Consider the following 26,068-nt stretch of genomic DNA (forward strand, 5'->3'; position numbering starts at 1 on the left):
TAGTTCTAGAAAGGGAGTTAGATGAATCAATCGGTTTCAAACTTAAAATTAGCTGAGCGTGGTGCCATTATCAGCATTTTGACCTATCTATTCTTATCTGCAGCTAAGCTAGCAACCGGACACTTGCTCCATTCATCCAGTTTGGTGGCGGATGGTTTCAACAACGTTTCTGATATCATCGGAAATGTTGCCCTCCTCATTGGGATTCGTTTGGCCCGCCAACCAGCAGATAGAGACCATCGTTTCGGTCACTGGAAAATCGAGGACTTGGCAAGCCTCATCACTTCAATCATCATGTTCTATGTTGGTTTTGATGTCTTGCGAGATACGATTCAAAAGATTATTAGTCGCGAAGAAACAGTGATTGACCCACTGGGAGCGATTCTAGGAGTGATCTCTGCTGTGATTATGTTTGCTGTTTATCTCTACAACACCCACCTCAGCAAGCAGTCCAAATCTAAGGCGCTTAAAGCGGCTGCCAAGGACAATCTATCAGATGCAGTCACTTCACTCGGAACCACTATCGCTATCCTAGCCAGCAGTTTTAACTTCCCTCTCGTGGATAAATTGGTTGCCATCGTCATTACCTTCTTTATCCTCAAGACTGCCTATGATATCTTTATCGAGTCATCCTTCAGCCTTTCTGATGGTTTTGATGAACACTTGCTCGAAGATTACCAAAAAGCTATCATGGAAATTCCTAAGATTAGCAAGGTCAAATCTCAACGCGGTCGTACTTACGGAAGTAATATCTATCTGGACATCACTCTCGAGATGAATCCAGATCTCTCCGTTTTCGAAAGCCACGAAATTGCGGATCAGGTTGAATCCATGTTATCCGAACGCTTTGGTGTCTTTGATACAGACATTCATATCGAACCAGCACCAATCCCTGAGGATGAAATCCTAGATAATGTCTATAAAAAATTGCTCATGAGAGAGCAATTGATTGACCAAGGAAATCAACTAGAAGAGTTACTTGCAGAAGACTTCATTTATATCCGCCAGGACGGACAAGAACTGGACAAGGATGCCTATAAGTCCGAAAAAGAACTGACATCTGCCATTAAAGAGCTTCACCTAACTTCCATTAGTCAGAAGACAAAACTGATCCGCTATCAGATTGGTGATACCATCCACACAAGCATCTGGCGCCGCCACGAAACTTGGCAAAATATTTTCCATCAGGAAACAAAGATAGAAAAAGACTAAAAAATGAGGCCGGGATAATTTCCGACCTCATTTTTCATGTTTATTTTGCAACGCTCTTAGCAAGAACGAAGTTTCCAAGTGTAGCCGAACCATTACCTGCTACAGCTGGTGTTACGATATAGTCACGTACATCTGGAACTGGTAGGTAACCATTGAGAAGAGATGTAAATTTCTCACGTACACGGTCAAGCATGTGTTGTTGGGCCATAACCCCACCACCAAATACGATAACGTCTGGTCGGAAAGTTACAGTAGCATTAACCGCGGCTTGAGCGATATAGTAGGCTTGAACATCCCAAACAGGGTTGTTGAGTTCAATGTTTTCCCCACGAACACCTGTACGAGCTTCAAGACTTGGTCCAGCTGCATAGCCTTCCAGACATCCCTTATGGAAAGGACAAACACCGTTGAATTCTTTTTCAATATCCATTGGGTGTCTAGCCACATAATAATGACCCATTTCAGGGTGTCCCACACCACCGATAAACTCACCACGTTGGATAACACCAGCTCCGATACCTGTACCGATTGTATAGTAAACTAAGTTTTCGATACGGCCACCAGCATTATTACGAGCAACTACCTCACCGTAGGCAGAACTGTTTACGTCTGTTGTGAAGTACATTGGCACGTTTAGAGCGCGACGAAGAGCACCAAGCAAATCAACATTGGCCCAGTGAGGTTTCGGTGTAGTTGTAATAAAACCATAAGTTTTTGAGTTTTTGTCGATATCAATTGGACCAAATGATCCAATCGCAAGTCCTGCAAGATTATCAAATTTTGAAAAGAACTCGATAGTTTTATCGATTGTCTCGATAGGAGTTGTTGTTGGGAATTGTGTTTTTTCTACAATATTAAAGTTTTCATCACCGACAGCACAGACAAATTTTGTACCGCCCGCTTCCAAGCTTCCATATAGTTTTGTCATGATAAACCTCTAGTTTTTATTTTCTCTATTATAGCATAATTCCAGAAGGAAAGTTGCTCTATATTTTAGTTTTTCCTCTGTAAATTTTACTATTCAATCAAAAACGAACAAACATGACATTTGTTCGTTTTTTGATCTATTAAATCGAAAGTAGTGTACTTAATGAAAATCAAAGAACAAACTAGGAATCGAGCTGCGGATTGCTCAAAGTACAGCTTTGAGGTTGTAGATAGAACTGACGAAGTCAGTAACACATACATACGGCAAAGCGAGTATGACGCAGTTTAAATTTGATTTTCGAAGAGTATTAAGCTTTAACTTCGATGATTGCATCTCCCTTAGCAACTGATCCAGAAGCAACTGGATTTACTGAAGCAAAGTCTGCAGTGTTTGTTACGATAACCATAGTTGTGTTGTCAAGGCCTGCAGCAGCAATCTTAGCTGAGTCAAATGTTCCAAGAACATCTCCAGCTTTAACCTTGTCACCTTGAGCAACTTTATGGTTGAATCCTTCACCGTTCATTGAAACAGTGTCGATACCAACGTGGATCAAGATTTCAGCTCCGTTAGCTGTTCTTAGGCCATAAGCATGTCCTGTTGGGAAGACAATTGTCACTTCAGCATCAGCTGGTGCGTAAACGACATCTTCACTAGGTTTTACAGCGATACCTTGTCCCATAGCTCCACTTGAGAAGACTGGGTCATTAACATCTGAAAGAGCAACTACGTCACCAACGATTGGTGTTTGGATGACACCTTCGCTAGGTGCAACAACAGTACCAGTTACTGCTTCGTCAGCTAAACGTTCAGTTGTAGCTTCTGAAGCCACTTCTGCTTCATCTTCATAACCAAACATGTAAGTAAGAGCAAAACCAAGAGCGAATGATACAGCTACCATAAGAAGGTATTGTGGAAGTTGTCCGTTACCAATGTAAAGCATTGTACCAGGGATGATTGTGATACCATTACCAGTACCGGCAAGACCAAGGATTGAAGCAAGTCCACCACCGACTGCACCAGCAATCAATGAAAGGAAGAATGGTTTACGGAAACGCAAGTTAACCCCGAAGATAGCAGGCTCAGTAATACCTAGGAAGGCAGAAAGAGCAGCTGGGAAAGCAAGTGTTTTAAGTTTAGGATTTTTAGTTTTCACACCAACGGCTACTGTTGCAGCACCTTGAGCAGTCATGGCAGCTGTGATGATAGCGTTGAATGGGTTAACATGGTCAGCAGCAAGCAATTGAACTTCAAGCAAGTTGAAGATGTGGTGAACACCTGATACGACGATAACTTGGTGAACTCCACCAATCAAGAAACCACCAAGACCAAATGGCAAGTTAAGGATAGCTTTTGTTCCAAGAAGGATATAGTTTTCAACAACGTGGAAGACTGGTCCGATAACAAACAAACCAAGAATTGACATTACGAGGAGTGTTACGAATGGTGTTACCAAGAGGTCAAGAACATCTGGAACAACCTTACGAACAGCTTTTTCAAACTTAGCTCCGACAACCCCGATGATGAAGGCTGGAAGAACTGATCCTTGCAAACCAACAACTGGGATAAATCCGAAGAAGTTCATAGCAGTTACTTCACCACCAGAAGCAACAGCCCAAGCATTTGGAAGTGAACCAGAAACAAGCATCATACCAAGAACGATACCAACGGCAGGATTTCCACCGAATACACGGAAAGTTGACCACACAACCAAACCTGGTAAGATGATGAAGGCTGTATCTGTCAAGATTTGTGTGTAAGTTGCAAAGTCACCTGGAAGTGGCATTTCAAGAGCATTGAAAAGACCACGCACACCCATGAAGAGACCAGTTGCTACGATAACTGGAATGATTGGAACAAAGACGTCACCGAAAGTACGGATAGCACGTTGGAACCAATTTCCTTGTTTTGCAGCTTCTGCCTTCATTTCATCCTTAGATGATGTTGGCAAACCAAGAGCTACGACTTCATCGTACATCTTATTTACTGTACCAGTACCAAAGATAATTTGGTATTGACCTGAGTTAAAGAAAGCACCTTGAACTTTTTCCAAGTTCTCAATAGCATCTTTGTTAATCTTCGCTTCATCTTTAACCATAACACGAAGGCGAGTCGCACAGTGGGCTACACTGTTAACATTCTCACGTCCGCCCAAGGCTTCGATGACTTTTTTTGCAATTTCTGTATTCGTCATTTGCAAAAATCTCCTTATAAAATTTTTCTTGTTTGAAAGCGATTTTATCCGCCCTACGAATATTATTCTATCACGTTTAAAAAATATGTCAAGCGTTTTGCAGAAAAAATTTTGTCATTTGTCCAATTTTGATTGTTTTTGCTATTTTTTTATTAACACAGCAGTAAATATCCTATGAATTCAAGGTTTTTACTTTAAAATTTTCAAAAACTTTCATATTTTCATTGATTTTCATAAAATTTTATTTCCGAACCCTGTCAATCGTTTGACATTTTTTTCTTAAATTTAGTGTGAAAGACTTGCTTTTTTATAAGGAAACGTTTACTATTAAGATAGTAGAATTTATGGAGGAAATAGAAATGGAATGGACTACTGAACGTCGTTACAGACGTTATGAAGATTGGACACAAGAAGAAAGAAAAGAAATCCAAGAAAAGATGGCACAATCCCCATGGCATGTCAGCTATCACATTGAGCCAAAGAAAGGTCTCCTCAACGACCCAAACGGCTTTTCTTATTTTGATGGCAAGTGGGTTATCTTTTACCAAAACTTCCCCTTTGGTGCAGCTCATGGCTTAAAATCTTGGGTTCAACTTGAAAGCGACGATTTGGTGCACTTTACTGAAACAGGTGTAAAAATCTTACCTGATACTCCACTTGATAGCCACGGTGCTTACTCTGGATCTGCTATGCAGTTTGGTGATCAATTGTTCCTCTTTTATACTGGAAATGTCCGTGATGAGAATTGGGTACGCCACCCTTATCAGATCGGTGCCTTGATGGATAAGGATGGAAATATTAAAAAGATTGATAAAATCTTGATTGATCAGCCTGCTGATGCTACTGACCACTTCCGAGATCCACAGATTTTTAACTTTAAAGGGCAATACTACGCTATCGTCGGTGGTCAAGATTTGGACAAAAAAGGATTTGTCCGTCTCTATAAGGCTATCGAAAATGATTATACAAACTGGCAAGAAGTCGGAGACCTTGACTTCAACAATGACCGCACTGCTTATATGATGGAGTGCCCAAACCTAGTCTTTGTCGGAGAACAGCCTGTCCTTCTTTACTGCCCACAAGGTTTGGATAAAAAGGTCCTTGAATACGACAATATCTATCCAAACATGTATAAAATCGGCACTTCCTTTGATCCAGAAAATGCTCGTATGGTAGATGTGTCTGAACTACACAACCTCGATTATGGTTTTGAAGCCTATGCTACTCAAGCCTTCAATACCCCTGATGGACGTGCCCTTGCTGTTAGTTGGCTTGGTTTACCAGATGTGTCTTATCCATCTGATCGTTTTGATCACCAAGGAACCTTCTCACTAGTCAAGGAACTTACCATCAAAGATGGTAAACTCTATCAGTACCCTGTCGCAGCTATCAAAAACCTTCGTGCTTCGGAAGAGGAATTTTCAAATCGTTCTGAAACCAAAAATACCTACGAACTTGAGCTTAACTTAGAAGCTAATAGCCAAAGTGAAATCGTCCTTCTTGCTGATAAAGATGGTAAGGGACTCTCTATCATTTTTGACCTTGTCAATGGTCAAGTTACTGTTGACCGCAGTCAAGCAGGTGAGCAATATGCTCAAGAATTTGGAACTACTCGCTCATGTCCAATTGATAACCAAGCTACTACTGTCAATATCTTCATTGACAACTCAGTTTTTGAAATTTTCATCAATAAAGGAGAAAAAGTATTTTCTGGTCGTGCCTTCCCTCACGAAGATCAAAATGGAATCCTCATTAAATCTGGAAACCCAACTGGAACTTACTACGAATTAGAATATGGTCGCAAAACTAACTGATGTCGCAGAACTAGCAGGCGTCAGCCCAACTACTGTCTCACGTGTTATCAATAAAAAAGGCTACCTGTCAGAAAAAACTATTCAAAAGGTTAAAGATGCTATGCGTGAGCTAGGCTATAAACCTAACAATCTGGCTCGCAGTCTTCAAGGAAAATCTGCCAAGTTAATTGGGCTAATTTTCCCAAAAATTAGCCATGTTTTCTACGCAGAGTTAATTGATAAATTAGAGCACGAACTATTCAAAAAAGGCTACAAGACAATCATCTGTAACAGTGAGCACGATTCGGAAAAAGAACGTGAATATCTTGAAATGCTAGAAGCCAACCAAGTGGACGGTATTATCTCTGGTAGCCATAACTTAGGGATTGAAGACTACAATCGCGTGACGGCTCCTATCATCTCCTTTGACCGAAACCTGTCACCAGATATTCCTGTCGTTTCTTCTGATAACTATGCTGGCGGAGTCCTTGCCGCTCAGACCTTGGCTAAAACTGGAGCCAAGGCTATCATCATGATTACGGGTAATGACAACTCCAATTCTCCAACTGGACTTCGTCATGCTGGTTTTGCTTCAATCTTACCCAAGGCTCCCATTATCAATGTTTCCAGTGATTTTTCACCCCTTCGAAAAGAAATGGAAATCAAAAATATCTTGACTAAGCAAAAACCAGATGCTATTTTCGCATCAGACGATTTAACAGCCATCTTGGTTATGAAGATTGCCCAGGAGCTTGGTATCTCTGTTCCAGAAGAACTCAAGGTTATTGGCTATGATGGAACTTATTTTATCGAGAATTTCTACCCTCACCTCACTACCATTAAACAACCCTTGGAAGAAATTGCTCGCCTGACAGTTGAGTTACTACTTCAAAAAATCGAAGGCAAAGAGGTTGCTACTACTGGTTATTTCTTGCCAGTTAGTCTCTTACCAGGAAAAAGTATTTAAACAAAACGACTCAGACTGAATCAGTCTGAGTCGTTTTTCTTATGATCTTAAATGTTTCAATAACGTTTGGGCTTTTTCTAGATTAAAAGTTTTTGCAGCAATCAAGCTTTCCACTAGTTTAGGTACTTCTGCCTCAGTCGCACCTGCTAAAAGCGCTAGAGATTTTGCTTGAAGCTTCATGTGTCCATGCTGAATCCCTGTACTAACAAGAGCCTTAAGAGCTGCAAAGTTTTGAGCGAGACCAATCGAAACGATAATTTGGGCCAATTCTTTGGCAGATGGATGACCTAGCAACTCATGACTGAGTACGACTCGAGGATTGAGACCAATAGATCCACCCTTGGTGGCAACTGGCATCGGCATGGTCATCTCTCCAATAAGCTCTTCGTTTCCCAAATCTATCCTCCAACGACTAAGTCCTCGATAGGCGCCATCGTGACTCGCATAGGCATGCGCTCCTGCTTCTATAGCACGCCAATCGTTTCCAGTAGCAATCAAGAGAGCATCGATTCCGTTAAAGATTCCCTTGTTGTGAGTCGCTGCTCGATAAGGATCTGCCTGAGCAAACTGGCTAGCTAAAACTATTTTTTCTGCTAGTTCACGCGCTTCATCCTTCTGACGACTCAAATAACGAAAGGCAATACGACAAGTTGCAGTTACTAACGAATCTGTGGCATAGTTGGATAGGATCCCCATTAAGCTTTGTCCTTGACTGAGAGCCTCTAGACTAGGTTTTAAAGCTTCAAGCATGGTATTGAGCATATTGGCGCCCATGGCTTCCTGAGTATCTACATGGAGATAAACCACTAAAAAGTCAGCCTCACCAGAAATTTTCTCAACTGTTAGCTCTCTAGCTCCACCACCACGTTTGACAATAGAGGGATAGGCTTGGTTTGCTTGTTCGAGCAGCTCTGCTTTCTGACTCAAAATAGCCTGACAAGCTTTATCCCTATCTGGAACCTGATAAAGAGCTACCTGACCAATCATTTGGCGCTGATGAACCTGAGCAGTAAAACCACCCGCACGCTTGATAATCTTACTAGCAAAACTAGCTGCAGCAACAACAGATGGCTCTTCGGTCACATAAGGAACGGTGTACTCTTGACCGTTTACCAGTACTTCTGGAACTACTGAGTATGGGAGAGAAAAGGTCCCAACCACATTTTCACTCAATTGGTCCGCAACTGTTAGACTGAGATTTTCATTTTGCTCAAGACTTTCTTGGACTTCAATAGAAGTAAGCGCCTGAGACTTAACTAGCTCTAGGCGCTCTTGAATTGATTTTTTAGCAAATCCATTCCAATTTTTTTTCATTATTTTTCAACCTTGCTGTAGCGACGTTGGTGGTCTACAATCTCAACAAGGGCATAGTCTTGCCCTTCATAACCTGACATAATTGCAGATCCAGACTCATCCAAGTTTCCTTCCTCAAAAAAGATTCGTTCATAGTCCGCAACAGTCAAAGCTTGACGTTGGTCTAGCAATTCTAAGCGATTATTCTGCAATTGTTTTTCATAGCCTTCAACCAATTCTACACTAAAGAACTCAGATACAGCACCACTACCATAGCTGTAGAGGGCAATCTTATCCCCAGCTTTCAGACTATCAGAATTTTCAAGAAGAGACAAGAGTCCTAAAAAGAGTGAACCCGTATAGATATTTCCAACTTTTTGACTATAAATAATGGATTCATCAAAGTGCTTTTGAAGTAAATCCTTTTTCTCTTGAGGTAGAGATTTATCGAGGATTTTTTTCAATCCCTTGAGAGCTAGCTTTGGATATGGCAAGTGGAAACATACAGCTTCAAAATCGTCCAAGTTACAGTCATAACGCTTTTGATACTCTTCCCAAGTCGTTTTTAAGCTATCAAGATACTGCTGTGTTGAGTAAACCCCATTTACAAATGGTGTCGTTGAATAATTTGGACGCCAAAAGTCCATAATATCACGAGTCTGCGCAACGTTATCATTGTTGAAGACCATAACGCGTGGATTTTGGCTAATCAACATGGCAACACAGCCTGCACCTTGAGTTGGTTCTCCAGGAGTTTCAACACCATACCTTGCAATATCACTAGCTAGTACCAAAACTTTTGATTTTGGAGAATTTTCTACGTGTAACTTAGCATAGTGAAGGGCCGCAGTTGCACCATAGCAGGCTTCCTTGATTTCAAAACTACGAGCAAAAGGTTGAATTCCAAGCAAACCGTGTACAAAGACAGCTGCAGCTTTACTCTGGTCAATCCCAGACTCTGTCGCAACGATAACCATATCAATCTCTTGCTTCTCTTCTTCAGTCAGGATAGAATTTCCTGCACTAGCAGCCAAAGTAACAATATCCTCTGTTAAAGGAGCAATACTCAATTCTTTTAAAAGGAGTCCTTTACTCAATTTTTCAGGATCAATTCCTCGGGTTTCTGCTAAATCTTGTAATTTCAAAACGTATTGACTGGTCGCAAAACCAATCTTATCAATACCGATTGTCATATTTACCTCTATTTTTATCATTCATTGTAAAAAATCGTTCACCTCTATTTTATCACAATTGAGGTCAAATGAGCTAAAAAAGACTTGATTCACCAAATCAAGTTCATTTTCAAAACCTTATCTCATTTTTAGGATAGTCCAACAAACAGAACTTTAGGGCTACAAAAAATCGAGTCTTAGCTAGCTCGATTCTTTTTGAGATAATGATACAATTTCAACAAAACTGTTCCACTGGCCATTCCAATGGAGATAACGAGAGCCAACATCATGACTAACATGGCACTAGAAATGGCATGACTGTAGTCACCTGTAACGAAGAAGGAAGTGGTTCGATAGGACAGATAACCTGGCACTAGTGGCGCCAATATTGCCAGAGCAAAAACAACCGCTGGTGTCTTATAGAGGATACTCATAATTTGGCTGACACAAGAACCAATCACCGCAGCAATAAAGGTTGCCAAAATAACATTGGTTGGTTCCTTGAGTATCAGATAGAGTAGCCAGATAGACATCCCTAAAACTCCACCGGGGATGAGCATGGAACGCTGGACATTTAAAACGATTAAAAAGGTGATAATGGCAAGCAGACTAGCTAGAGCTTGCAATAAAAATGTTGTTAGTGTCATATTAGTTCATGAGTACGAGGGCGACTGATGTTCCAGCCCCTAAGGCAAGGGTAATCAGCAAGGATTCAAACATCTTGCTCATACCAGAGTTAATGTGATTGGTCATAATATCTCGAACAGCATTGGTCAGGGCAATTCCAGGTACAAAAGGCATAACCGCACCAGCAATGACCAAATCAGCTGTCGATGGTAAACCGGAATAGCGCGCCCAAAATTGTGCAATCAAACCAAAGACAAGAGCACCTGCAAAAGCTGTCATAAAAGGAATACGAATAAACTTCTCTACATAGAGAGAGCAAGTAAAGGCAAATAAGGTCGCCACTCCTGCTCCGATTGCATCGTAGACATTCCCTCCAAACATGATTGAAAAGAAAGGAGCACTGAGAGTCGCTGCTGCAGTTAGTTGAACATTGGTATAGGGAGACGCCTTAGCATTTAATTCCTTTAATTGGATAAAGGCTGTCTCCAAATCAAGCTGTCCTGATACAAGTTGTCGTGAAATCTGGTTAACATCACATACCTTCTCAATATTATAAGAGGAGGATGTCACTCGCTTCATACGAGAGATATTTGTATTTTCAATGGAGAAAAAAATGGCGGCAGGCATGGCCAAAACATTACAATCCATAATGCCCTGTGAATGAGCAATCCGAATCATGGTATCTTCAACACGATAAATCTCAGAACCATTGCGAAGCAGAATTGTTCCAGCTAGCATGATGACATCAATAACTGCATTCAGTTTTTTTGATTCTTCCATATTTCCCTCCTTTTTCAAACTCCATTTTATTTTATCATAATTTCGGAGGAAAAAAAATCTTTGTCACAAAAACTGTGACAAAGATTGGTTTATATAGAGAGTCTATTGATTTCGTTGACTTCCAGTTCCATCTTGTGTAGGAGTTGTTGGATGGTTACCCTGCGTAGGATTTGTAGGGTTTGTTGTGTCAGTTTGACCAGAATTATGTTCTGACGAAGATTGACTACTTGAAGGTGAAGTTTTTTTAGGTTTATAAATGTATAGTTTAACTATCGGATTGCTTAAATCTAGTTTTTCATCCGGTGCAGGACTTTGTTTCGCAATCTCGCCTTCTTTAATTCCTTCTTGTGCTATCTCCACTTCTTTAATTTCAATTCTATCTTCACTAATACCTATACTTTTAAGATTATTTCTAGCAAATTCAAGACTCGAGCCAATGTAGTTTGGCATATTTATCGTCGTTACCTTTTTCTTTTTAGCAACGGTCAATACAATAGAAGTGGCCTTGCTAAGATCATAGGTCGTACCTTCAGATAAACTCTGTTTCAAAATCACACCTGGTTCCGATTCACTGGACTCTTCTTCCTCAATCTTAATCAGATTTTCAGGAACTTTTTTCTCTTTCAACTCTGCAATAACATCAGTAGATTTGCGTCCAATATAGTTTCCAATCTTAAATGATTGTTTACCTGAAGATATGATTAGATTAACTTTAGATCCTTCCTTGCGAGCTGAACCAGCATCTGGATCTGTCCGAATCACTCGTCCTTCCTCGACTGTTTCACTAGCTTCCGTTTTCTCATCACCAACTTCAAAGTTGGCTTTTTTCAAGGTTTCCTTAGCTTCAGCAACTGTTTGACCTGCAACTTTTGGAATCTCAACAGTAGCTGGTGTTCTAGACAAAATCCACACCAGAGAAGCAGCAACCAGTACGAAACTTGCTAGTAGAACTAGATAACGTGCTTTAAAACGACGTTTTTTTACAGGTTTTTCCACAGATTTTTTAGCACTTACTTCTGGGCTAGTTTTAGTTGCCTGATGGCTATCTGTCTGTGGTTGAACCTTAGGAATAGAGGTCAAGGTTGTCTGAGAAACCTTTGGCAATGTCTTTGTGTCCGCCTTAGTAGCATCATCAAAAACAAGTTTAGGTTCATTTCTGCGGTTATAAGATAGACTGCTAGATAAATCAACATACATCTCTGAAACCGACTGGTATCGATCTGTTAGCTTTTTAGCAGTTGCTTTGATGACCACATTCTCCAAAGCTTGGGGAACAGATGGATTTTCAGCTATGACCGAAGGAAGAGGTTTTTGAAAATGCTGGAGAGCGATGGTTACTGCACTATCGCCATCATAAGGGATATGCCCTGTCAGCATCTCGTAGAAGATAATCCCCATGGCATAGATGTCACTTTGGAACGTTGCTTTTGAACCACGAGCCTGCTCAGGTGACAAGTAGTGCACAGAACCCAACATAGAGTTGGTCTGAGTCAGACTTGTCTCTGCAAAGGCTACAGCAATCCCAAAGTCCGTCACCTTAGCCGTTCCATCAGGAGTTAAGAGAATATTTTGAGGTTTTAAGTCACGATGGACAATACCTTTAGTGTGCGCTAAGCGCATCGCCAAGAGAATCTGACCCATGATACGGACAGCTTCTTCATTTGAGAGGGGATAGTGTTCTTTGATATAGCGCTTGAGATCAAGACCAGCTACATATTCCATAGCCAGGTACTGTTGACCGTCCTCTTCGCCGATATCCGTTATCCGAACGATATGGGGATGATCTAAGTCAGCCATTGCACGCGCTTCACGCTGAAAACGAGCAACAGCAATCGGGTCAGTCTGGTAGTTAGTCCTCAAGACCTTTACAGCTACCTCTTCCCCATCTAAAATCAAATCCTTGGCCAGGTAGACATCAGCCATACCTCCACGACCAATTTGTTTGATAATCCGATACCGCCCGGCAAAAATCTTGCCGATTTGGATCATTCTGCCGCCTCCTCCTTAATTGAAACAAGGGCAACTGTAATATTATCAAGCCCTCCGGCATTGTTGGCAAAGCGTACCAAGGTGGCTGCCTTATCATCAAGAGAGATATCGCTAGTCACAATATCATAGATCTCACTGCCTGAAATCATATTGGTTAGACCGTCACTATTCATGACAAGATAGTCACCTGCTTCCAAGCTGACAATTCCTAAGTCAGGTTGAATTTCATCTTTTTGTCCAATAGACTGTGTGATGATATTCTTTTGTGGATGTGCTTCAGCTTCTTCAGGTGTCAATTGACCCGCCTTGAGCAATTCATTAACCAAGGAATGATCACTTGTTAGTTGACGGTACTCTTCTCCTCGAATAAGACCGATTCTAGAATCTCCAATATGAGCATAAATAGCTTGATGATCAATGATTGCAAGGGCTTCTAGAGTTGTCCCCATTCCCTTGTAGGCTTCATCACGCCCCATTTGATAAATCTTTTGATTTTCAACTTCTAGATAGTGGGCAAACCATTCGCGAACTTCATTAACGGTGTCAATCTGCGTATCAACCCAGGCAACACCTAAATCAGTTACTGCCATCTCGCTGGCAATATTACCTGCACGGTGTCCTCCCATCCCATCAGCCAAGATGATCATTGTACGACCGGCACGGTTGACAAAAAGATTGACATAGTCTTGATTATTTGTACGTTTCTGACCCACATCTGTTAATAATGAAATCTCCATTGTGTCAGTTCCTTCCTAATTGGATATCTTACGAAATTGGCTGATAAAGAATCCATCACTTCCGTATAATTCCGGAGTAATGAGGATACAACCATTTTTCACGATATCCTTGCATTCGTGTTCTAGTTTAACCTGCTCAAACTCGGGATGACTTTCTAAGAATGCTTGAACCACTTGAAAGTTCTCTTCCGAGACAATAGTACAGGTACTATAAGTTATTATACCACCTTTTCGTAGCGTTTGACAAACACTACCTAATATTTCCAGCTGAATTTCCTGTAATGACGTGAAATCAGCAGTGTCTTTGTTGTATTTGATATCTGGTTTCCGACGCAATAGACCAATCCCTGAACAAGGAGCATCAACAAGAATCTTATCAAATTGATCATTGCCAAAAAATTCATGCACTTTTCGAGCGTCCAGTTTTTGCGTTTGGACACGGTCCGCTACACCTAAACGCTCTGCATTTTCTTGAATCAAATTGAGTTTGTGATCATAGAGATCTAGAGCCGTTACCTGACCTGTCGTCAGATAGGATGCCATATGGGCGGTCTTTCCGCCAGGAGCTGCACAAGCATCTAAAACCTGCTCGTCGCCTTGTAGCTCTAGTGTCGGTGCAACCAGTTGACTTGACTCATCTTGGATAGTAATAAGTCCTTCTGAAAACAATTCATGACTAGCAAAATGCCCCTGCTCCTTAACCAGACCAGCAGGAGATAAATGAGAATCACTTGTACCAAGCAAAACTTTAATTTCCTCTTTTCGGCTCAAATCTGTTACGCGAATACTGGCTTTATTACGTTGCAAAAGACTTTCAAAAATCGCTTGCGCTCTCTCTTCACCATACTCTTCCTTTAGCTTAGAAATCAACCAAACTGGTAAAGAGTAGGCAATAGAGTCACGCTTATTTTTACGTTTGATACTGGCAATATCTGGCAAGCCCTCACGCAAGATACGGCGCAGAACAGCATTGACTAGTTTTTCGCTACCTTTTTTTCGAAATTTAGCAATTTCAACTGCTTCATTGACCACTGCATGGTCAGGTAGCTTATCCAAGTATTGGAGTTGATAGACACTCATGAGAAGTAAAACATAGAGCCAGCTGTCTAGCTTGTCTCTATCCTCAATAAAGTGAGATAAGTACCACTCTAAGGTTAGTTTTCGAGCTACGGTTCCGTAAACAAGCTCTGTCACCAAGCCTTTGTCAGTAGCTGACAGTTGACTTCCCTTGAGGTGTTTATTTAAGGCTATATTGGAGTAGGCTTGATTGACAAAGACATCCTCTAGCACCTTTAAGGCTAAGTTTCTAGCCGTTTCTACTTTAGTCACCAAATCGTTCTCCTACTGCCAAAGTTCGTCCCACACCGTTGAGGAAGGAAGCAATGTCCATTTTAGGTTTTCCTGCTGGTTGAATCTGTTTGAAAGACAGGGCTCCTTCTGCTGTTGCGACAATCAATTCCTTCTTACCGATGGAAAGAATCTCACCTGGAGTTCCATGACCTTCTACAGGGAGTGCTTCATAGATTTTGAAGCGTTCGCCCTTTAGAAAAGTATGAGCAACTGGCCAAGGATTCATACCACGAATTTGGTTAAAGAGTTGACGGTTGGTCTTGTTCCAGTCCAACTTTTCTTCTTCAGGTTTGATATTAGGCGAAAATGTAACCTGACTTGGGTCCTGTGGTTGAGGCTGAATCTCGCCAGCAATGTATGCAGGCAAAGTATCCAAAAGCAAATCACGACCCACTATAGCCAATTTTTCAAACAAGGTTCCGACATTGTCCTCATCTGTAATCGGAATGCTACGACGGGAAATCATATCACCAGCATCCATTTCCTTGACCATTTCCATAATGGTCACTCCTGCTTCCTTATCACCCTGAATCAAGGCATAATGGATAGGAGCACCACCACGGTGTTTAGGAAGGAGGGAAGCATGAACATTGACTGCAAAATCCATGCTATCAAGGAGTTTACTTGGGAGAAATTGCCCAAAGGCGGCTGTTACAATCCCATCAGCGCCCAAGTTCATGATAGCTTCTATTTCTGGACTACCTGATAATTTTTCGGGTTGATAGATAGGAAGTCCTGCCTCTTTGGCTGCTTGTTTAACTGGGGTTTCTTGGATAACTTTTTTACGTCCGACAGCACGGTCTGGCTGAGTTACAACTGCTAGAATCTCATAGTGATCATCTGACAAAAGTCCCTTCAAAACGGTTGCTGAAAAATCGGGAGTCCCCATAAAGATTAATTTTGTCATATCTTCTCCTTCTTATAAAAACTGTTGCGGTTCGTGGTCAATACTGAGACGAAGTTCGCTATTTTCCCGTTCTTGAGTCAAGGCCAAGACCTGGTTAAGGGTTGGACCAAGCTCATCTTCTAAACGGTATTTAATTAAAATCTGATAATGATAGAGGTTATGAGTGCGAGCGATAGGTTTAGGCGTTGGACCAAGGATGATACTAGCATCCGACAAACCTGACCGCAAAATCTCCATTACTTGATAAGCACGTCTCAGAACCTCTTCTTCTTTTTTATGAGACAAGGTAATTCCAATTGTGAAATAATAAGGTGGATAACCCAACTGACGTCTGATGCCCATTTCATAGGCATAGAAGCCTTCATAGTCCTGATCCTTGGCGAAGCGAATGGCATAATGCTGAGGATTGTATGACTGGATCAAGACCTGCCCAGCTTTTTCAGCCCTTCCTGCTCGTCCTGCAACCTGGGTCAAGAGTTGAAAGGTTCTCTCAGAAGAACGGAAATCAGGCAGATTCAAGGCTGTATCCGCATTGAGAACACCAACCAAGGTCACATTGGGAAAATCCAAGCCCTTGGCAATCATTTGGGTTCCAAGTAAAATATCCGCTTCACCATTGCCAAATTGTTCAAGTAGAGCTTGGTGACTGCCCTTTTTGCGAGTTGTATCTACATCCATGCGTAGAATGCGTGCTTCTGGAAAGAGTTCTGCTAGCTCATCGTAGGCCTTCTGAGTCCCTGTCCCGTAATAGCGAATGCTACGACTCTGACAGTTTGGACAGACATAGGGAATTTCCTTAGAAAAACCACAATAATGACAGTTCATCGTCTTGGTATCCATGTGGAGCGTCAAGGAAATATCGCAATTTGGACAGGTGTCCACGGTCCCACATTCTCGACACATGACAAAACTTGAATAACCACGGCGATTGAGCATGAGAACAACCTGCTCTTTTTTATCCAGACGATCTTGAATGGCCTCAATCAGTGGTGGTGTAAAGTTTGACGTTTCATTTTGCCCGATATAATCACGGAAGTCAATGAGTTGAACTTCAGGAATACTTGCTAAAGGATTGGCACGTTGAGTCAGGCGCAGATGCTGATAAACACCCTTGCCAGCACGCGCACGACTTTCTAGACTCGGTGTTGCAGAACCAAGAACTAAGGCAGCTTGATTGTACTGAGCTCGTAAAATGGCCACATCTCTAGCATGATAACGAGGATTACTGTCTTGCTTGTAGCTGGCCTCGTGCTCCTCATCGATAATGATTACCCCTAGATTTTTCAAAGGTGCAAAAATGGCAGACCTAGCACCAACAACTACCTGGGCTTCTCCTCGCTCCACCTTGCGCCATTCATCGTACTTCTCACCATTGGACAAGCCAGAGTGGAGAATGGCAACTTTCTCACCAAAACGACCAATAAAACGCTCGGTCATTTGAGGTGTCAGAGAGATTTCTGGAACTAGAACGATAGCTGTTTTCCCCATATCCAAGGCTCCTTGGATAATCTGCAAGTAAACCTCTGTTTTCCCACTTCCTGTGATTCCTTGTAGAAGAAATGGAGGATGTTCTTTCCCAATCGCTCCAACAACCGCCTCACAGGCTTTTTTTTGTTCTGGATTTAATTCTAAAGATTGGCTGGATTCAATTCCTTCAAAGTAGGCAGCTGAACGTTGGACTTCCTTTTGCACGATGGTGATAGCACCATGTTCCACAAAGAAGTTAACTTGTTCGCGTGAGTAATGTTCTAACAAATCAGCCAAAGGAACTGTTTCAGAATGTACTAATAAATATTCTCGCAGTTCCAATTTCTTCTTGGCACGATTTGAGATTTCTAGCTTTTCTAATTTATCAAGATTCACTTCAACCCAAGACTGCGTCTTAACTTTCTTCTGATCCACAGCCTGGTACTCTAGTTTTAAAAGACCTTTTCGAGTCAATCGCATCATCTCAGCTTGCTTTTCTAAATCTAGAGATGAAAATGCTAGAGACTCCTGCGAACCGAATAAGCGTTCTCTATCTTCTTGACTTAAGCCTTCCAGAGGATAGAGGATCTTATCATAGCTAGAGTTCAAAAATCCAGGGAGCATAGCTTTTAGAATGGAAATCTTGTATGAAAAAACTGACTTACGTAGTTCTTCAGCTAGCCAGAGTTGTTCCTCCGTTAAAACAGGAGAAAAGTCCAGCACCTCAGCAATCTCTTTCAAGTCCTCGTCTGCCACATCTGCATCAGATTGAGACTCCATTCCAAGAACAATTCCCTGAATCAAGCGATTGGCCTTCCCAAAGGGTACATGAACCCGCATGCCGACTTCCAGCATCCCCTCAAATTCCTCAGGAATTTTGTAGCTATAGGGCTGGTCTGTCTGCATCAAGGGAACATCCACAATGATTTTTGCAATAGCCATATCCTCACCTCCTTCTCTTTTTAAACCCTTTTAATTAATTGAGTATTCTTGCAATAGAAAAAATAAGATTGAGTCCCCCCAACCTTAAATTTTTTCACCTTCTTCTTTTTCTTTCGCGATTTGCTCTTTGATTTTCTTTTCTTCTTCTTCTTTCAATCGTCTTTCTTCTTCGATACGACGGCGAACAGCTTCGCGTTTTCCTTCTGGATCTGGGTGGATGGTTACATTCCCTGATTCAATTTCTTCCAAGGCACGAAGAGTAGATTTCTCAGATTTAAATTCTTGAGTTGGAGGTGCTCCAGCTTCTAATTCGTGAGCACGTTTTGCTTCCAAGATTACGAGTGAATATTTTGATGGTACCTTATCAAGCAAGGTATCGATAGAGGGTTTAAGCATCATTTGTTTGTACCTGTTTTCTATAGTTTATCGAATAGTCGGAGACTTTGGTAGCATATCCTGATAGTGACCTATCACGCGGTCTACACGGAAATGTTCAGCTTCAATCACACGTTTTACACGTTCTGCGGCAAGAGGAACATGGTCATTTACAATAGCGTAGTCATACTCACGCATCAAAGCAATTTCTTCCTTGGCTTTTTCGATACGCTGAGCAATTACTTCTGCGCTATCTGTACCACGGCCTACGAGACGGTCTTGCAATTCTTCCAAATCTGGTGGTGTCAAAAAGATAAAGACAGCATCTGGAACTTTTTTCTTGACCTGAAGAGCTCCCTGTACTTCAATTTCTAGGAAGACGTCAATTCCTTTATCAAGCGTTTCATTGACATAGGTCAGAGGAGTTCCGTAGTAGTTGCCTACATACTCTGCATACTCTAACATTTGCCCTTGACGGATCAATTCTTCAAATTCCTCCCTTGTACGGAAAAAATAATCAACACCATCTACTTCACCTGGACGTTGTGCCCGTGTCGTCATAGATACAGAATATTGAAATTGATTTTCAGAACTCTCAAAAATTTCTCGTCTAACCGTTCCTTTTCCAACTCCTGAAGGACCTGAAAAAACGATTAGTAAGCCTCGGTCTGCCATTATATCTCCTTTGGATAGTTTGTGAAATGACTTGAAAATTTCTGTAAGATTATATATCTAAAGCCATTTCTGCTCGCTACAGTCTTTCTATCTAGTGTAACAAAAAAGCAGTAATTTTTCAACTGCTCTTTCTTATTTATTTTGCATAATCAACTGCACGAAGTTCACGAATCACGGTTACCTTGATATTTCCTGGGTAATCGAGATTACTTTCAATTTTCTCACGAACTTTATGAGCCAAGATTGTAACCTTGTCGTCCTTGATTTGACCTGGGTTCACCATGATACGGATTTCACGACCCGCTTGAAGGGCAAAGCTATTTTGAACACCTTCAAAGCTATTCGCGATTTCCTCTAAATCATGGAGACGTTTGATGTAGCTTTCAAGCGATTCGCTACGAGCTCCTGGACGGGCTGCGCTTAAGGCATCCGCTGCAGCAACGATGACTGCGATCACACTTTCAGGTTCTACATCTCCGTGGTGACTGGCAATGGTGTTAATCACGACTGGATGCTCTTTGTACTTGCGAGCCAACTCAGTACCAATCTCAACGTGGCTACCTTCTACCTCACGGTCAATGGCTTTACCAATATCGTGAAGGAATCCCGCGCGACGAGCAAGGGTAGCATTTTCACCAAGTTCGCTGGCCATGATACCAGCCAACTTAGCAACTTCAATCGAATGACGCAAGACATTTTGTCCGTATGAAGTACGGAACTGCAAGCGTCCCATGATCTTCATCAAGTCTGGGTGAAGGTTTGGTGCACCAATTTCATAGGCTGCGGCTTCACCATATTCACGAATCTTGTTATCAATCTCTTGACGATTTTTCTCAACCAACTCTTCGATACGAGCTGGGTGGATACGTCCATCCTTAAGCAAGGTTTCCATCGTCATACGGGCAATCTCGCGACGGATAGGATCAAAACCTGACAAGGTTACCACTTCTGGCGTATCATCAATGATAACATCAACCCCTGTCAAACTTTCAAAAGTACGGATATTACGTCCTTCACGACCAATGATACGACCTTTCATGGTATCATCAGGCAGATGAACCGTAGAGTTGGTAGACTCAGCCACATACTCACCAGCAATTCTCTGCATAGCTTGGGACAAGATATCCTTAGCCAATTTGTCTGAACGTTCCTTAACTTCTTGCTCAGCCTCACGAATGCGACTAGCAATTTCCTTAGTCAAGTTTTCCTCTGTCTGGGCCAAGATAATGTCTTTTGCTTCCGACTGAGTCAGAGTTCCAATACGCTCTAGTTCAGCTTGCTTTTGTTTCTCAATTTCTTCTAGTTGCTCTTCACGTACATCAAGGTTTTTTGCTCTATCAGAAATACTTTGTTCTTTTTGTTCAAGTGTTTTTTCTTTGTTCGTCAAATTGTCATCTTTACGATCAAGACTGCTAGCACGTTCGGTCAAACGACTTTCGATTTGCTTGAGTTCTTGACGTTCTGATTTAAATTCAGCGTCCACTTCTTCACGGTATTTTCTGGCTTCTTCTTTGGCCTCCAATAGTGCTTCTTTTTTAAGAGACTTGCTTTCGCTCTTAGCTTCATTGAGTAATAAATCCGCTTCGCGCTCAGCTTGTCCTCGTAAATTAGTTGCTTCTTGTTCAGCATTTAAAAGCATCAGCTCTGCAGCCTCTTGTGATGATTTCATCTTGACTGAGATGCTGACATATCCAATGACTAAACCAATGATGACGGCAAAAACAACTATAACAATTGTCATAATTTCCATGTTTTTACCTCAATTTATTTGTTTATCCGAATGATATGCATTCTTATACATTCTACCATAAAAAATCATTTTTAACAAACCTTAAATTGAAGTTATTTTGGTCATTTCAAGTCTAAAAAACCTTATTTTCCCTAATAAAATAAGCTATTCTCCCTAAGTAAATTTTTAAAGATTTTTTTAGAAAAAAATAAGTTAAAAAGCCTACCTCAAAGTAGACTTAATAATATTCTTTGAAAGACAAGAAAGCCGCGCTGTCTCCATCAATCATATAGATTAAGCGATTTTCTGCGTCAATACGACGCGACCAAGCTCCTTGGTAATCATATTTGAGCGGTTCTGGTTTACCTATGCCTGTGAAAGGATCATGTTGAATATCCTTAATTAATTTGTTAATTCTTTTTAGTGTTTTCTTATCTTGGTTTTGCCAGTAGCAATAATTCGCCCAGGCATCTTCTGTGAATTTGAGTAGCATTCATCACTCCTCAATCACATGCACCTGAGTATGTCCTGCACGAACTTGGGACATTCCTCGCAAGACCTTGTCAGAAAGCTCCTTATTCTGAGCAATTCTCAAGGTTTCTTGAATACTATCCCACTCACTCTTTGAAAGGACGACAATGTCTTCGTCAGGATTTTTGTTGACCACAGTCAAAGGTTCAAACTCATCGTTTACCTTCTTCATATAGTCCTTTAAATGATTTCGGAATGTTGAGTAAAGAACTGCTTCCATAACCATACCTCGTTTTACCTCTTTTCCACTATTATACACGAAAAGAAAAAAGTTATCAGGAACTTGTACAAGACCTTTCCTTTTCTATCTATTTATTCGAAAAAAACTAAAAAAGCCTACCTCACAGTAGACTCAGTTTGATTCGATTTTAATTGGCACTCGACCAAAATTTTGTTCTGTTATACCTGGGTGAGCTAGTTGGTAAATCTGGTCTGCCTTTTGAGTCATAGCATCCCAGGGGTCTTTGCCGATTCGGCTAACTAGATTAACCTGCTCCTTAAGAGTTTTAAGGTGTTGTCTGCCTTTTTCGGTAAAACCAAGGACGTGAATGGCTTCAGGCAAGTCACTTTCTCTAGCCTGGACCAAGATATAGGTCAAGAGGCGTCTGACACGTGCTTTGGTATAGCGTTTAGTGGCAACTGACTCTACCAATTCTTCCAAAGTCTGTGACGTCTTAATAGCCTCCTTGATGCGCACTGCCATTTCTTGATTGACCTGATAGATAGTGGTTAGGTCTAGGTTTGACAAGATTTGATAGCGAAGCAAAGGATAATAATCTTCCCAGTTTACCTTGCTAGCATTTTCAAAAAGAGCAACCGAAGGCATAAAACGTTCTAAGAAATCTTGGTCATTTTGATGCTGACGAAGAGCTGTCGCTGAGGCAAAGTCAACATCCTTATCCACCGAATGGTAACCCGCTCCCTGACGTTGAATTGGATGAAGTTTGATGTTGCGCCCCGCGACTGCCTTGGCATAGGCAAGAGCAAGGACATGATTGGGCGTATCACCAGAAAAATCAAGACCTGCAAATTCCTTCCACATAGCTTGGGTTTTCTGGGGATAAGAAAGAGAATCAGGTAGATTGCCCACAAATTGCTCCATCTCTTGACCACGTTCTGAATATAGGTCTGCAATTTTCCGATAATCCAGAACTTCCTCTGTCCCAAAAGCTAGGCTATCAATCCCCAACCGTGCCAAGATATCTACTGCTCCTTGCCCAAAGAAATCCGCTGCCTGAACACTGACTAAAAAGGGCAATTCCACTACCAGGTCCGCCCCATTTTCCAGCGCCATCTGAGCCCGTGTCCACTTATCCACGATAGCAGGCTCCCCACGCTGCATGAAATTCCCAGACATGGCAACGATTTTCAGTCCCTCTACCTGTTCCAGTAGATATTTGTGGCCATTATGAAAGGGATTGAACTCCGCGATAATACCTGTAATGGTCATGGAAATCTCCTACTTCTGAGCGACGAAAAACCAACGGGTACTGGTTTCTGTTGGCTCCTTGTCTTCAAAGTCCGCAAAGAGTTTGAAGGATTTGAAACCAGCCTGTTCCAGCAAGATATCATAGGTCAAGACCTCGTAAGTCCGTTCCTCATGTACCTCATCATGACGGCTAAAGGAACCATCTGCCTCCTTGATAAAGAAGGTCAGTTCATGCACGACGGAATGAGGAGCATCGTCCTCATAGGTATCCCAAAGCATGGCAAAGTCTTCGGCGTTTTCATGGTAGGAATAGCCTGGGAAGACCTCATCTGTCTGGTATGTCGAATGCACATCAAAGATAAAGACCCCGTCCTCATTGAGAGCATTATAGACTTCTTTAAAGACATCCCCGACTTCCACCTCATCCTGCATGTAGCAGATAGAATCGGAATAGCAGGTCACAAAGTCGTATTTACCAGCCTTGGACAAATCCAGCATATTGCCTTCCATAAAATCAATCTTTTGCTTGGCTGAAGTAGCTCTCTTTTCGGCAATTTTCAACATATCCGCGCTTAAATCAAGCCCAGTCACATTAAATCCAGCTTGAGAAAAGCGAACGGACTGGATTCCTGTACCACAAGCCAGCTCCAAGAGTTTCTTTCTCTCCTTAGTCTTTGGCAAATGACGTAGCGAAAAATCCGTCCATTTGTCGTATAAACTATCATCCATAACCGCATCATAGACCGCCGCAAAAGTTTCATAAGTTGCCATAATCATGATACCAAGAGCCCCATGGTAAACACCACTAGCCCTTACCTTTCTAACAATTTTCTTCTAACATAAGCAAATAAAACCCAGTTGATTACAACTGAGTTCATCTTCTATGCTAAGGCTTCTGAAATGTCTACAGAATTTGCCTCATGCCATAGTTTTTCGAGGTTATAGTGGGCACGCATTTCTTCTGAGAAGATATGCACTACGACACCACCGAGGTCTAATAGGACCCAGCCTCCAGCTGCATCGCCTTCAACATGGCTACCTTTAAAGCCAGCTTCAGCTACTTTTTCACGGATATTATCAGCGATAGCATCCAACTGACGACTATTCATAGAACTAGTGATGACAAAATAGTCAGTCACACTAGTCAAATCTTGTACATCAAGTGCGAGGATATCCTCTGCACGTTTCTCATCAGCCGCTTTCACGACTAGTTCTAGTAATTCTTTTTCGTTCATTTAATCCTCTTTCTAGAAAATATGTTTGTAATCTAGGACATCTGCAAAGCGCTCCTCCCAAATGTCCTCATAAAATTCATTTATCGTTTCAGCTGGAATGTCATCCCCATCAAACGTTGTGCAAGTTCCTTCTGGAATAATAAGCTTATAGCCATATTCAAAAGCAACCTTGACAGAGGTATCCACACAATATTCTGTCTGCATACCACATAAAACTAATTTTTTAATCCCCTGTTTATCCAAGTATTCTTTTAAGCCAGTTTCTTTGAAAATACTATTATACTTCTTCTGAAAGACCTTTTCATCAGGTTTTCGATTTAAAAGCGCAGATAGTTGCCAATCTTTCGATGTTTGAGCTTCTGGACTCTCAATATGTTGAACATAGATAATTTCGATATTCTTACTTCTAGCCTGATCTTGTAAATAAGAAATTTTTTCCAATAGACTTTCTGTCTTAAAACCTGTTTCCACTAAAATATTTTGTACATCAATAATGATAAAAACCGTCTTCATTTAATCCTCTTTCAAATAGTGCACATAGGTGTTATAGGTTTCAAGGGTTTGGGGATAGATAGGGAATCCCTGATGAGCCAAATGCTCTACAGTACGAGCTGTTTCAAAGGCTACTGCCTTATTGAGTGACAAACTTGCAATCTCACGAGCCTCATCCACACCTGGAAAGGCACGATTGTGCTCGATATAGTCTGCGACATAAATGACCTTGTCTAGGTCGGTCATTTGGCCAGCTCCGACTGTATGAATTTCTATTGCACGCAAAATTTCAGGATCTTTCAAATCTAAATCTTCCTGAATCTTGTAGATGCCAACCATGCCATGCCAGACATTATTGCCCCAATTTTTGAGGTCTGGATCTAGTTGATATCGATCAATCAAGTCTAGAAACTCTTGATCGGACAGTTTTTTAGCATAGTCATGAAGGAGACCTGCTAGACCAGCCTTCTCAACATCTACACCAAAGCGCTGAGCCAATTCAATAGCTGCACGCTCCACACCTAGACAATGGGTTAAGCGTTTCTCAGGTAGAAGCTCTGCCATTTTTTCCAACAATTCTTCACGGGAACAGTTGATATAGTCTTGGTATGCCATCAGTAAAACCCTTCTTTCTCGATATAGTCTAGCACTGGTTTTGGTAGGAGAAAGTTAGGTGTGCGACCTTGGGCGATGAAATCACGTACCATACTGGATGAAATATCCATGAGGGGCACATCCACCCAGATGACTGGATAAGAAGTCCCAGCCTTGTAACGTGGGCGCTGAACCCCCACAAACTGAACCATGTCAACCAGCTCATCAATTCGGTACCACTTAGGCAGATAGTCCACCATGTCGGCTCCGATAATGAAATAATAATCTGTATCTGGATTCTTCTCTGTTAGAAGCTTCATGGTGTCGTAGGTGTAAGAAATACCCTTACGCTCTAGCTCGATGGTTTCAATAGCTAGACCTTCGATTCCTTCGATAGCCAATTCAAGCATCTTGAGGCGATGGTGTTCAGGAATGGTTTCCTTTTTATCTACGTGAGGTGGTTGATATTCAGGCATGAGCAGAACTTGATCCAATCCCAACTGCTGGCGCACTTGGTCTGCCACGATCAGGTGGGCATTGTGAACAGGATTAAAATTTCCACCCAAGATACCGACTTGTTTGCGTTTTTTATCCTTTATTTCTGGCTCTAACTCCACTTTTGTAAAGGGAGTTAATAGTTCGATTGCCATAGG

Annotated in this window: 25 protein-coding genes; 3 read left to right on the plus strand and 22 right to left on the minus strand. The window is 41.6% G+C overall.

Annotated elements, in window-relative coordinates; all coding sequences use genetic code 11:
- The first annotated feature begins 21 nt into the window (after window positions 1–21).
- Window positions 22–1,212: a cation diffusion facilitator family transporter gene (locus AAFQ93_RS09205; RefSeq protein ID WP_375555255.1), complete on the plus strand. Its 1,191-nt coding sequence runs from the start codon at window positions 22–24 to the stop codon at window positions 1,210–1,212.
- Between the two features lie 40 nt (window positions 1,213–1,252).
- On the opposite strand, the gene scrK is transcribed toward AAFQ93_RS09205, so the two are convergent.
- Window positions 1,253–2,140 (minus strand): fructokinase ScrK, encoded by an 888-nt coding sequence (gene scrK / locus AAFQ93_RS09210; RefSeq protein WP_049509581.1) that lies wholly within the window; start codon window positions 2,138–2,140, stop codon window positions 1,253–1,255.
- 307 nt (window positions 2,141–2,447) lie between these two features.
- On the minus strand, window positions 2,448–4,331 hold the full coding sequence (locus tag AAFQ93_RS09215) for a sucrose-specific PTS transporter subunit IIBC (RefSeq protein WP_375555256.1): 1,884 nt from the start codon (window positions 4,329–4,331) through the stop codon (window positions 2,448–2,450).
- Window positions 4,332–4,690: 359 nt separating this feature from the next.
- Here AAFQ93_RS09215 and AAFQ93_RS09220 point away from each other — a divergent pair, with 359 nt between their 5' ends.
- Window positions 4,691–6,145: a sucrose-6-phosphate hydrolase gene (locus AAFQ93_RS09220; protein WP_375555257.1), complete on the plus strand. Its 1,455-nt coding sequence runs from the start codon at window positions 4,691–4,693 to the stop codon at window positions 6,143–6,145.
- On the plus strand, window positions 6,126–7,091 hold the full coding sequence (locus tag AAFQ93_RS09225; RefSeq protein WP_061862785.1) for a LacI family DNA-binding transcriptional regulator: 966 nt from the start codon (window positions 6,126–6,128) through the stop codon (window positions 7,089–7,091). Before AAFQ93_RS09220 ends, AAFQ93_RS09225 begins: the two co-directional genes overlap by 20 nt.
- A 39-nt stretch (window positions 7,092–7,130) precedes the next feature.
- Here the strand turns inward: AAFQ93_RS09225 and AAFQ93_RS09230 are convergent, their stop codons facing one another.
- The 20 genes from AAFQ93_RS09230 to AAFQ93_RS09325 all read right to left on the minus strand — a co-directional run bounded on the left by AAFQ93_RS09230 (window position 7,131) and on the right by AAFQ93_RS09325 (window position 26,065).
- Window positions 7,131–8,405, minus strand: coding sequence for a hydroxymethylglutaryl-CoA reductase, degradative (locus tag AAFQ93_RS09230; protein WP_375555258.1), 1,275 nt, complete (start codon window positions 8,403–8,405; stop codon window positions 7,131–7,133).
- A complete protein-coding gene (locus AAFQ93_RS09235) occupies window positions 8,405–9,577 on the minus strand; it encodes a hydroxymethylglutaryl-CoA synthase (protein ID WP_375555259.1) in 1,173 nt (390 codons plus the stop codon). Before AAFQ93_RS09235 ends, AAFQ93_RS09230 begins: the two co-directional genes overlap by 1 nt.
- Before the next feature lie 176 nt (window positions 9,578–9,753).
- Window positions 9,754–10,203 (minus strand): threonine/serine exporter family protein, encoded by a 450-nt coding sequence (locus tag AAFQ93_RS09240; protein ID WP_045763178.1) that lies wholly within the window; start codon window positions 10,201–10,203, stop codon window positions 9,754–9,756.
- A 1-nt stretch (window position 10,204) separates the two neighbouring features.
- Window positions 10,205–10,963: a threonine/serine exporter family protein gene (locus tag AAFQ93_RS09245; protein ID WP_070461156.1), complete on the minus strand. Its 759-nt coding sequence runs from the start codon at window positions 10,961–10,963 to the stop codon at window positions 10,205–10,207.
- A 102-nt stretch (window positions 10,964–11,065) separates the two neighbouring features.
- On the minus strand, window positions 11,066–12,952 hold the full coding sequence (pknB, locus tag AAFQ93_RS09250; protein ID WP_375555260.1) for a Stk1 family PASTA domain-containing Ser/Thr kinase: 1,887 nt from the start codon (window positions 12,950–12,952) through the stop codon (window positions 11,066–11,068).
- Complete coding sequence (locus AAFQ93_RS09255; protein WP_375555261.1) at window positions 12,949–13,689, minus strand: Stp1/IreP family PP2C-type Ser/Thr phosphatase; 741 nt, start codon at window positions 13,687–13,689, stop codon at window positions 12,949–12,951. Before AAFQ93_RS09255 ends, pknB begins: the two co-directional genes overlap by 4 nt.
- A gap of 15 nt (window positions 13,690–13,704) precedes the next feature.
- Window positions 13,705–15,018, minus strand: a complete 1,314-nt coding sequence (gene rsmB, locus AAFQ93_RS09260) for a 16S rRNA (cytosine(967)-C(5))-methyltransferase RsmB (RefSeq protein ID WP_375555262.1) — start codon at window positions 15,016–15,018, stop codon at window positions 13,705–13,707.
- Window positions 15,011–15,946: a methionyl-tRNA formyltransferase gene (gene fmt / locus AAFQ93_RS09265; protein ID WP_375555263.1), complete on the minus strand. Its 936-nt coding sequence runs from the start codon at window positions 15,944–15,946 to the stop codon at window positions 15,011–15,013. The genes rsmB and fmt overlap by 8 nt, the downstream gene beginning before the upstream one ends.
- A 12-nt stretch (window positions 15,947–15,958) precedes the next feature.
- The gene (locus AAFQ93_RS09270; protein WP_375555264.1) at window positions 15,959–18,355 is read right to left on the minus strand and encodes a primosomal protein N'; all 2,397 of its coding nucleotides are present in this window, start codon (window positions 18,353–18,355) and stop codon (window positions 15,959–15,961) included.
- 84 nt (window positions 18,356–18,439) lie between these two features.
- Window positions 18,440–18,754 carry a DNA-directed RNA polymerase subunit omega gene (gene rpoZ, locus AAFQ93_RS09275; protein ID WP_045763172.1) on the minus strand — a complete coding sequence of 105 codons (315 nt, stop codon included), beginning with the start codon at window positions 18,752–18,754 and terminating at the stop codon, window positions 18,440–18,442.
- Window positions 18,755–18,778: 24 nt separating this feature from the next.
- The gene (gene gmk / locus AAFQ93_RS09280; protein ID WP_000775049.1) at window positions 18,779–19,405 is read right to left on the minus strand and encodes a guanylate kinase; all 627 of its coding nucleotides are present in this window, start codon (window positions 19,403–19,405) and stop codon (window positions 18,779–18,781) included.
- 136 nt (window positions 19,406–19,541) lie between these two features.
- On the minus strand, window positions 19,542–21,155 hold the full coding sequence (locus AAFQ93_RS09285) for a ribonuclease Y (protein ID WP_375555265.1): 1,614 nt from the start codon (window positions 21,153–21,155) through the stop codon (window positions 19,542–19,544).
- A gap of 217 nt (window positions 21,156–21,372) precedes the next feature.
- Window positions 21,373–21,627: a Txe/YoeB family addiction module toxin gene (locus AAFQ93_RS09290; protein ID WP_223140070.1), complete on the minus strand. Its 255-nt coding sequence runs from the start codon at window positions 21,625–21,627 to the stop codon at window positions 21,373–21,375.
- Between the two features lie 3 nt (window positions 21,628–21,630).
- A complete protein-coding gene (locus AAFQ93_RS09295) occupies window positions 21,631–21,885 on the minus strand; it encodes a type II toxin-antitoxin system Phd/YefM family antitoxin (protein WP_186822552.1) in 255 nt (84 codons plus the stop codon).
- Window positions 21,886–22,017: 132 nt separating this feature from the next.
- Window positions 22,018–23,115 carry a nucleotidyltransferase gene (locus AAFQ93_RS09300; protein ID WP_375555266.1) on the minus strand — a complete coding sequence of 366 codons (1,098 nt, stop codon included), beginning with the start codon at window positions 23,113–23,115 and terminating at the stop codon, window positions 22,018–22,020.
- A gap of 9 nt (window positions 23,116–23,124) precedes the next feature.
- Window positions 23,125–23,865, minus strand: a complete 741-nt coding sequence (locus AAFQ93_RS09305) for a class I SAM-dependent DNA methyltransferase (RefSeq protein ID WP_375555267.1) — start codon at window positions 23,863–23,865, stop codon at window positions 23,125–23,127.
- Window positions 23,866–23,975: 110 nt separating this feature from the next.
- The gene (gene rsfS / locus AAFQ93_RS09310; RefSeq protein WP_049503418.1) at window positions 23,976–24,329 is read right to left on the minus strand and encodes a ribosome silencing factor; all 354 of its coding nucleotides are present in this window, start codon (window positions 24,327–24,329) and stop codon (window positions 23,976–23,978) included.
- A 12-nt stretch (window positions 24,330–24,341) separates the two neighbouring features.
- A complete protein-coding gene (locus tag AAFQ93_RS09315) occupies window positions 24,342–24,842 on the minus strand; it encodes a cysteine hydrolase family protein (RefSeq protein ID WP_375555268.1) in 501 nt (166 codons plus the stop codon).
- A complete protein-coding gene (gene yqeK, locus AAFQ93_RS09320) occupies window positions 24,843–25,436 on the minus strand; it encodes a bis(5'-nucleosyl)-tetraphosphatase (symmetrical) YqeK (protein ID WP_375555269.1) in 594 nt (197 codons plus the stop codon).
- Window positions 25,436–26,065: a nicotinate-nucleotide adenylyltransferase gene (locus AAFQ93_RS09325; protein WP_375555270.1), complete on the minus strand. Its 630-nt coding sequence runs from the start codon at window positions 26,063–26,065 to the stop codon at window positions 25,436–25,438. The genes yqeK and AAFQ93_RS09325 overlap by 1 nt, the downstream gene beginning before the upstream one ends.
- Window positions 26,066–26,068 lie beyond the last annotated feature (3 nt).

The sequence above is a fragment of the Streptococcus nidrosiense genome (genome assembly GCF_042140045.1).
GTDB classification, from domain to species: domain Bacteria; phylum Bacillota; class Bacilli; order Lactobacillales; family Streptococcaceae; genus Streptococcus; species Streptococcus nidrosiense.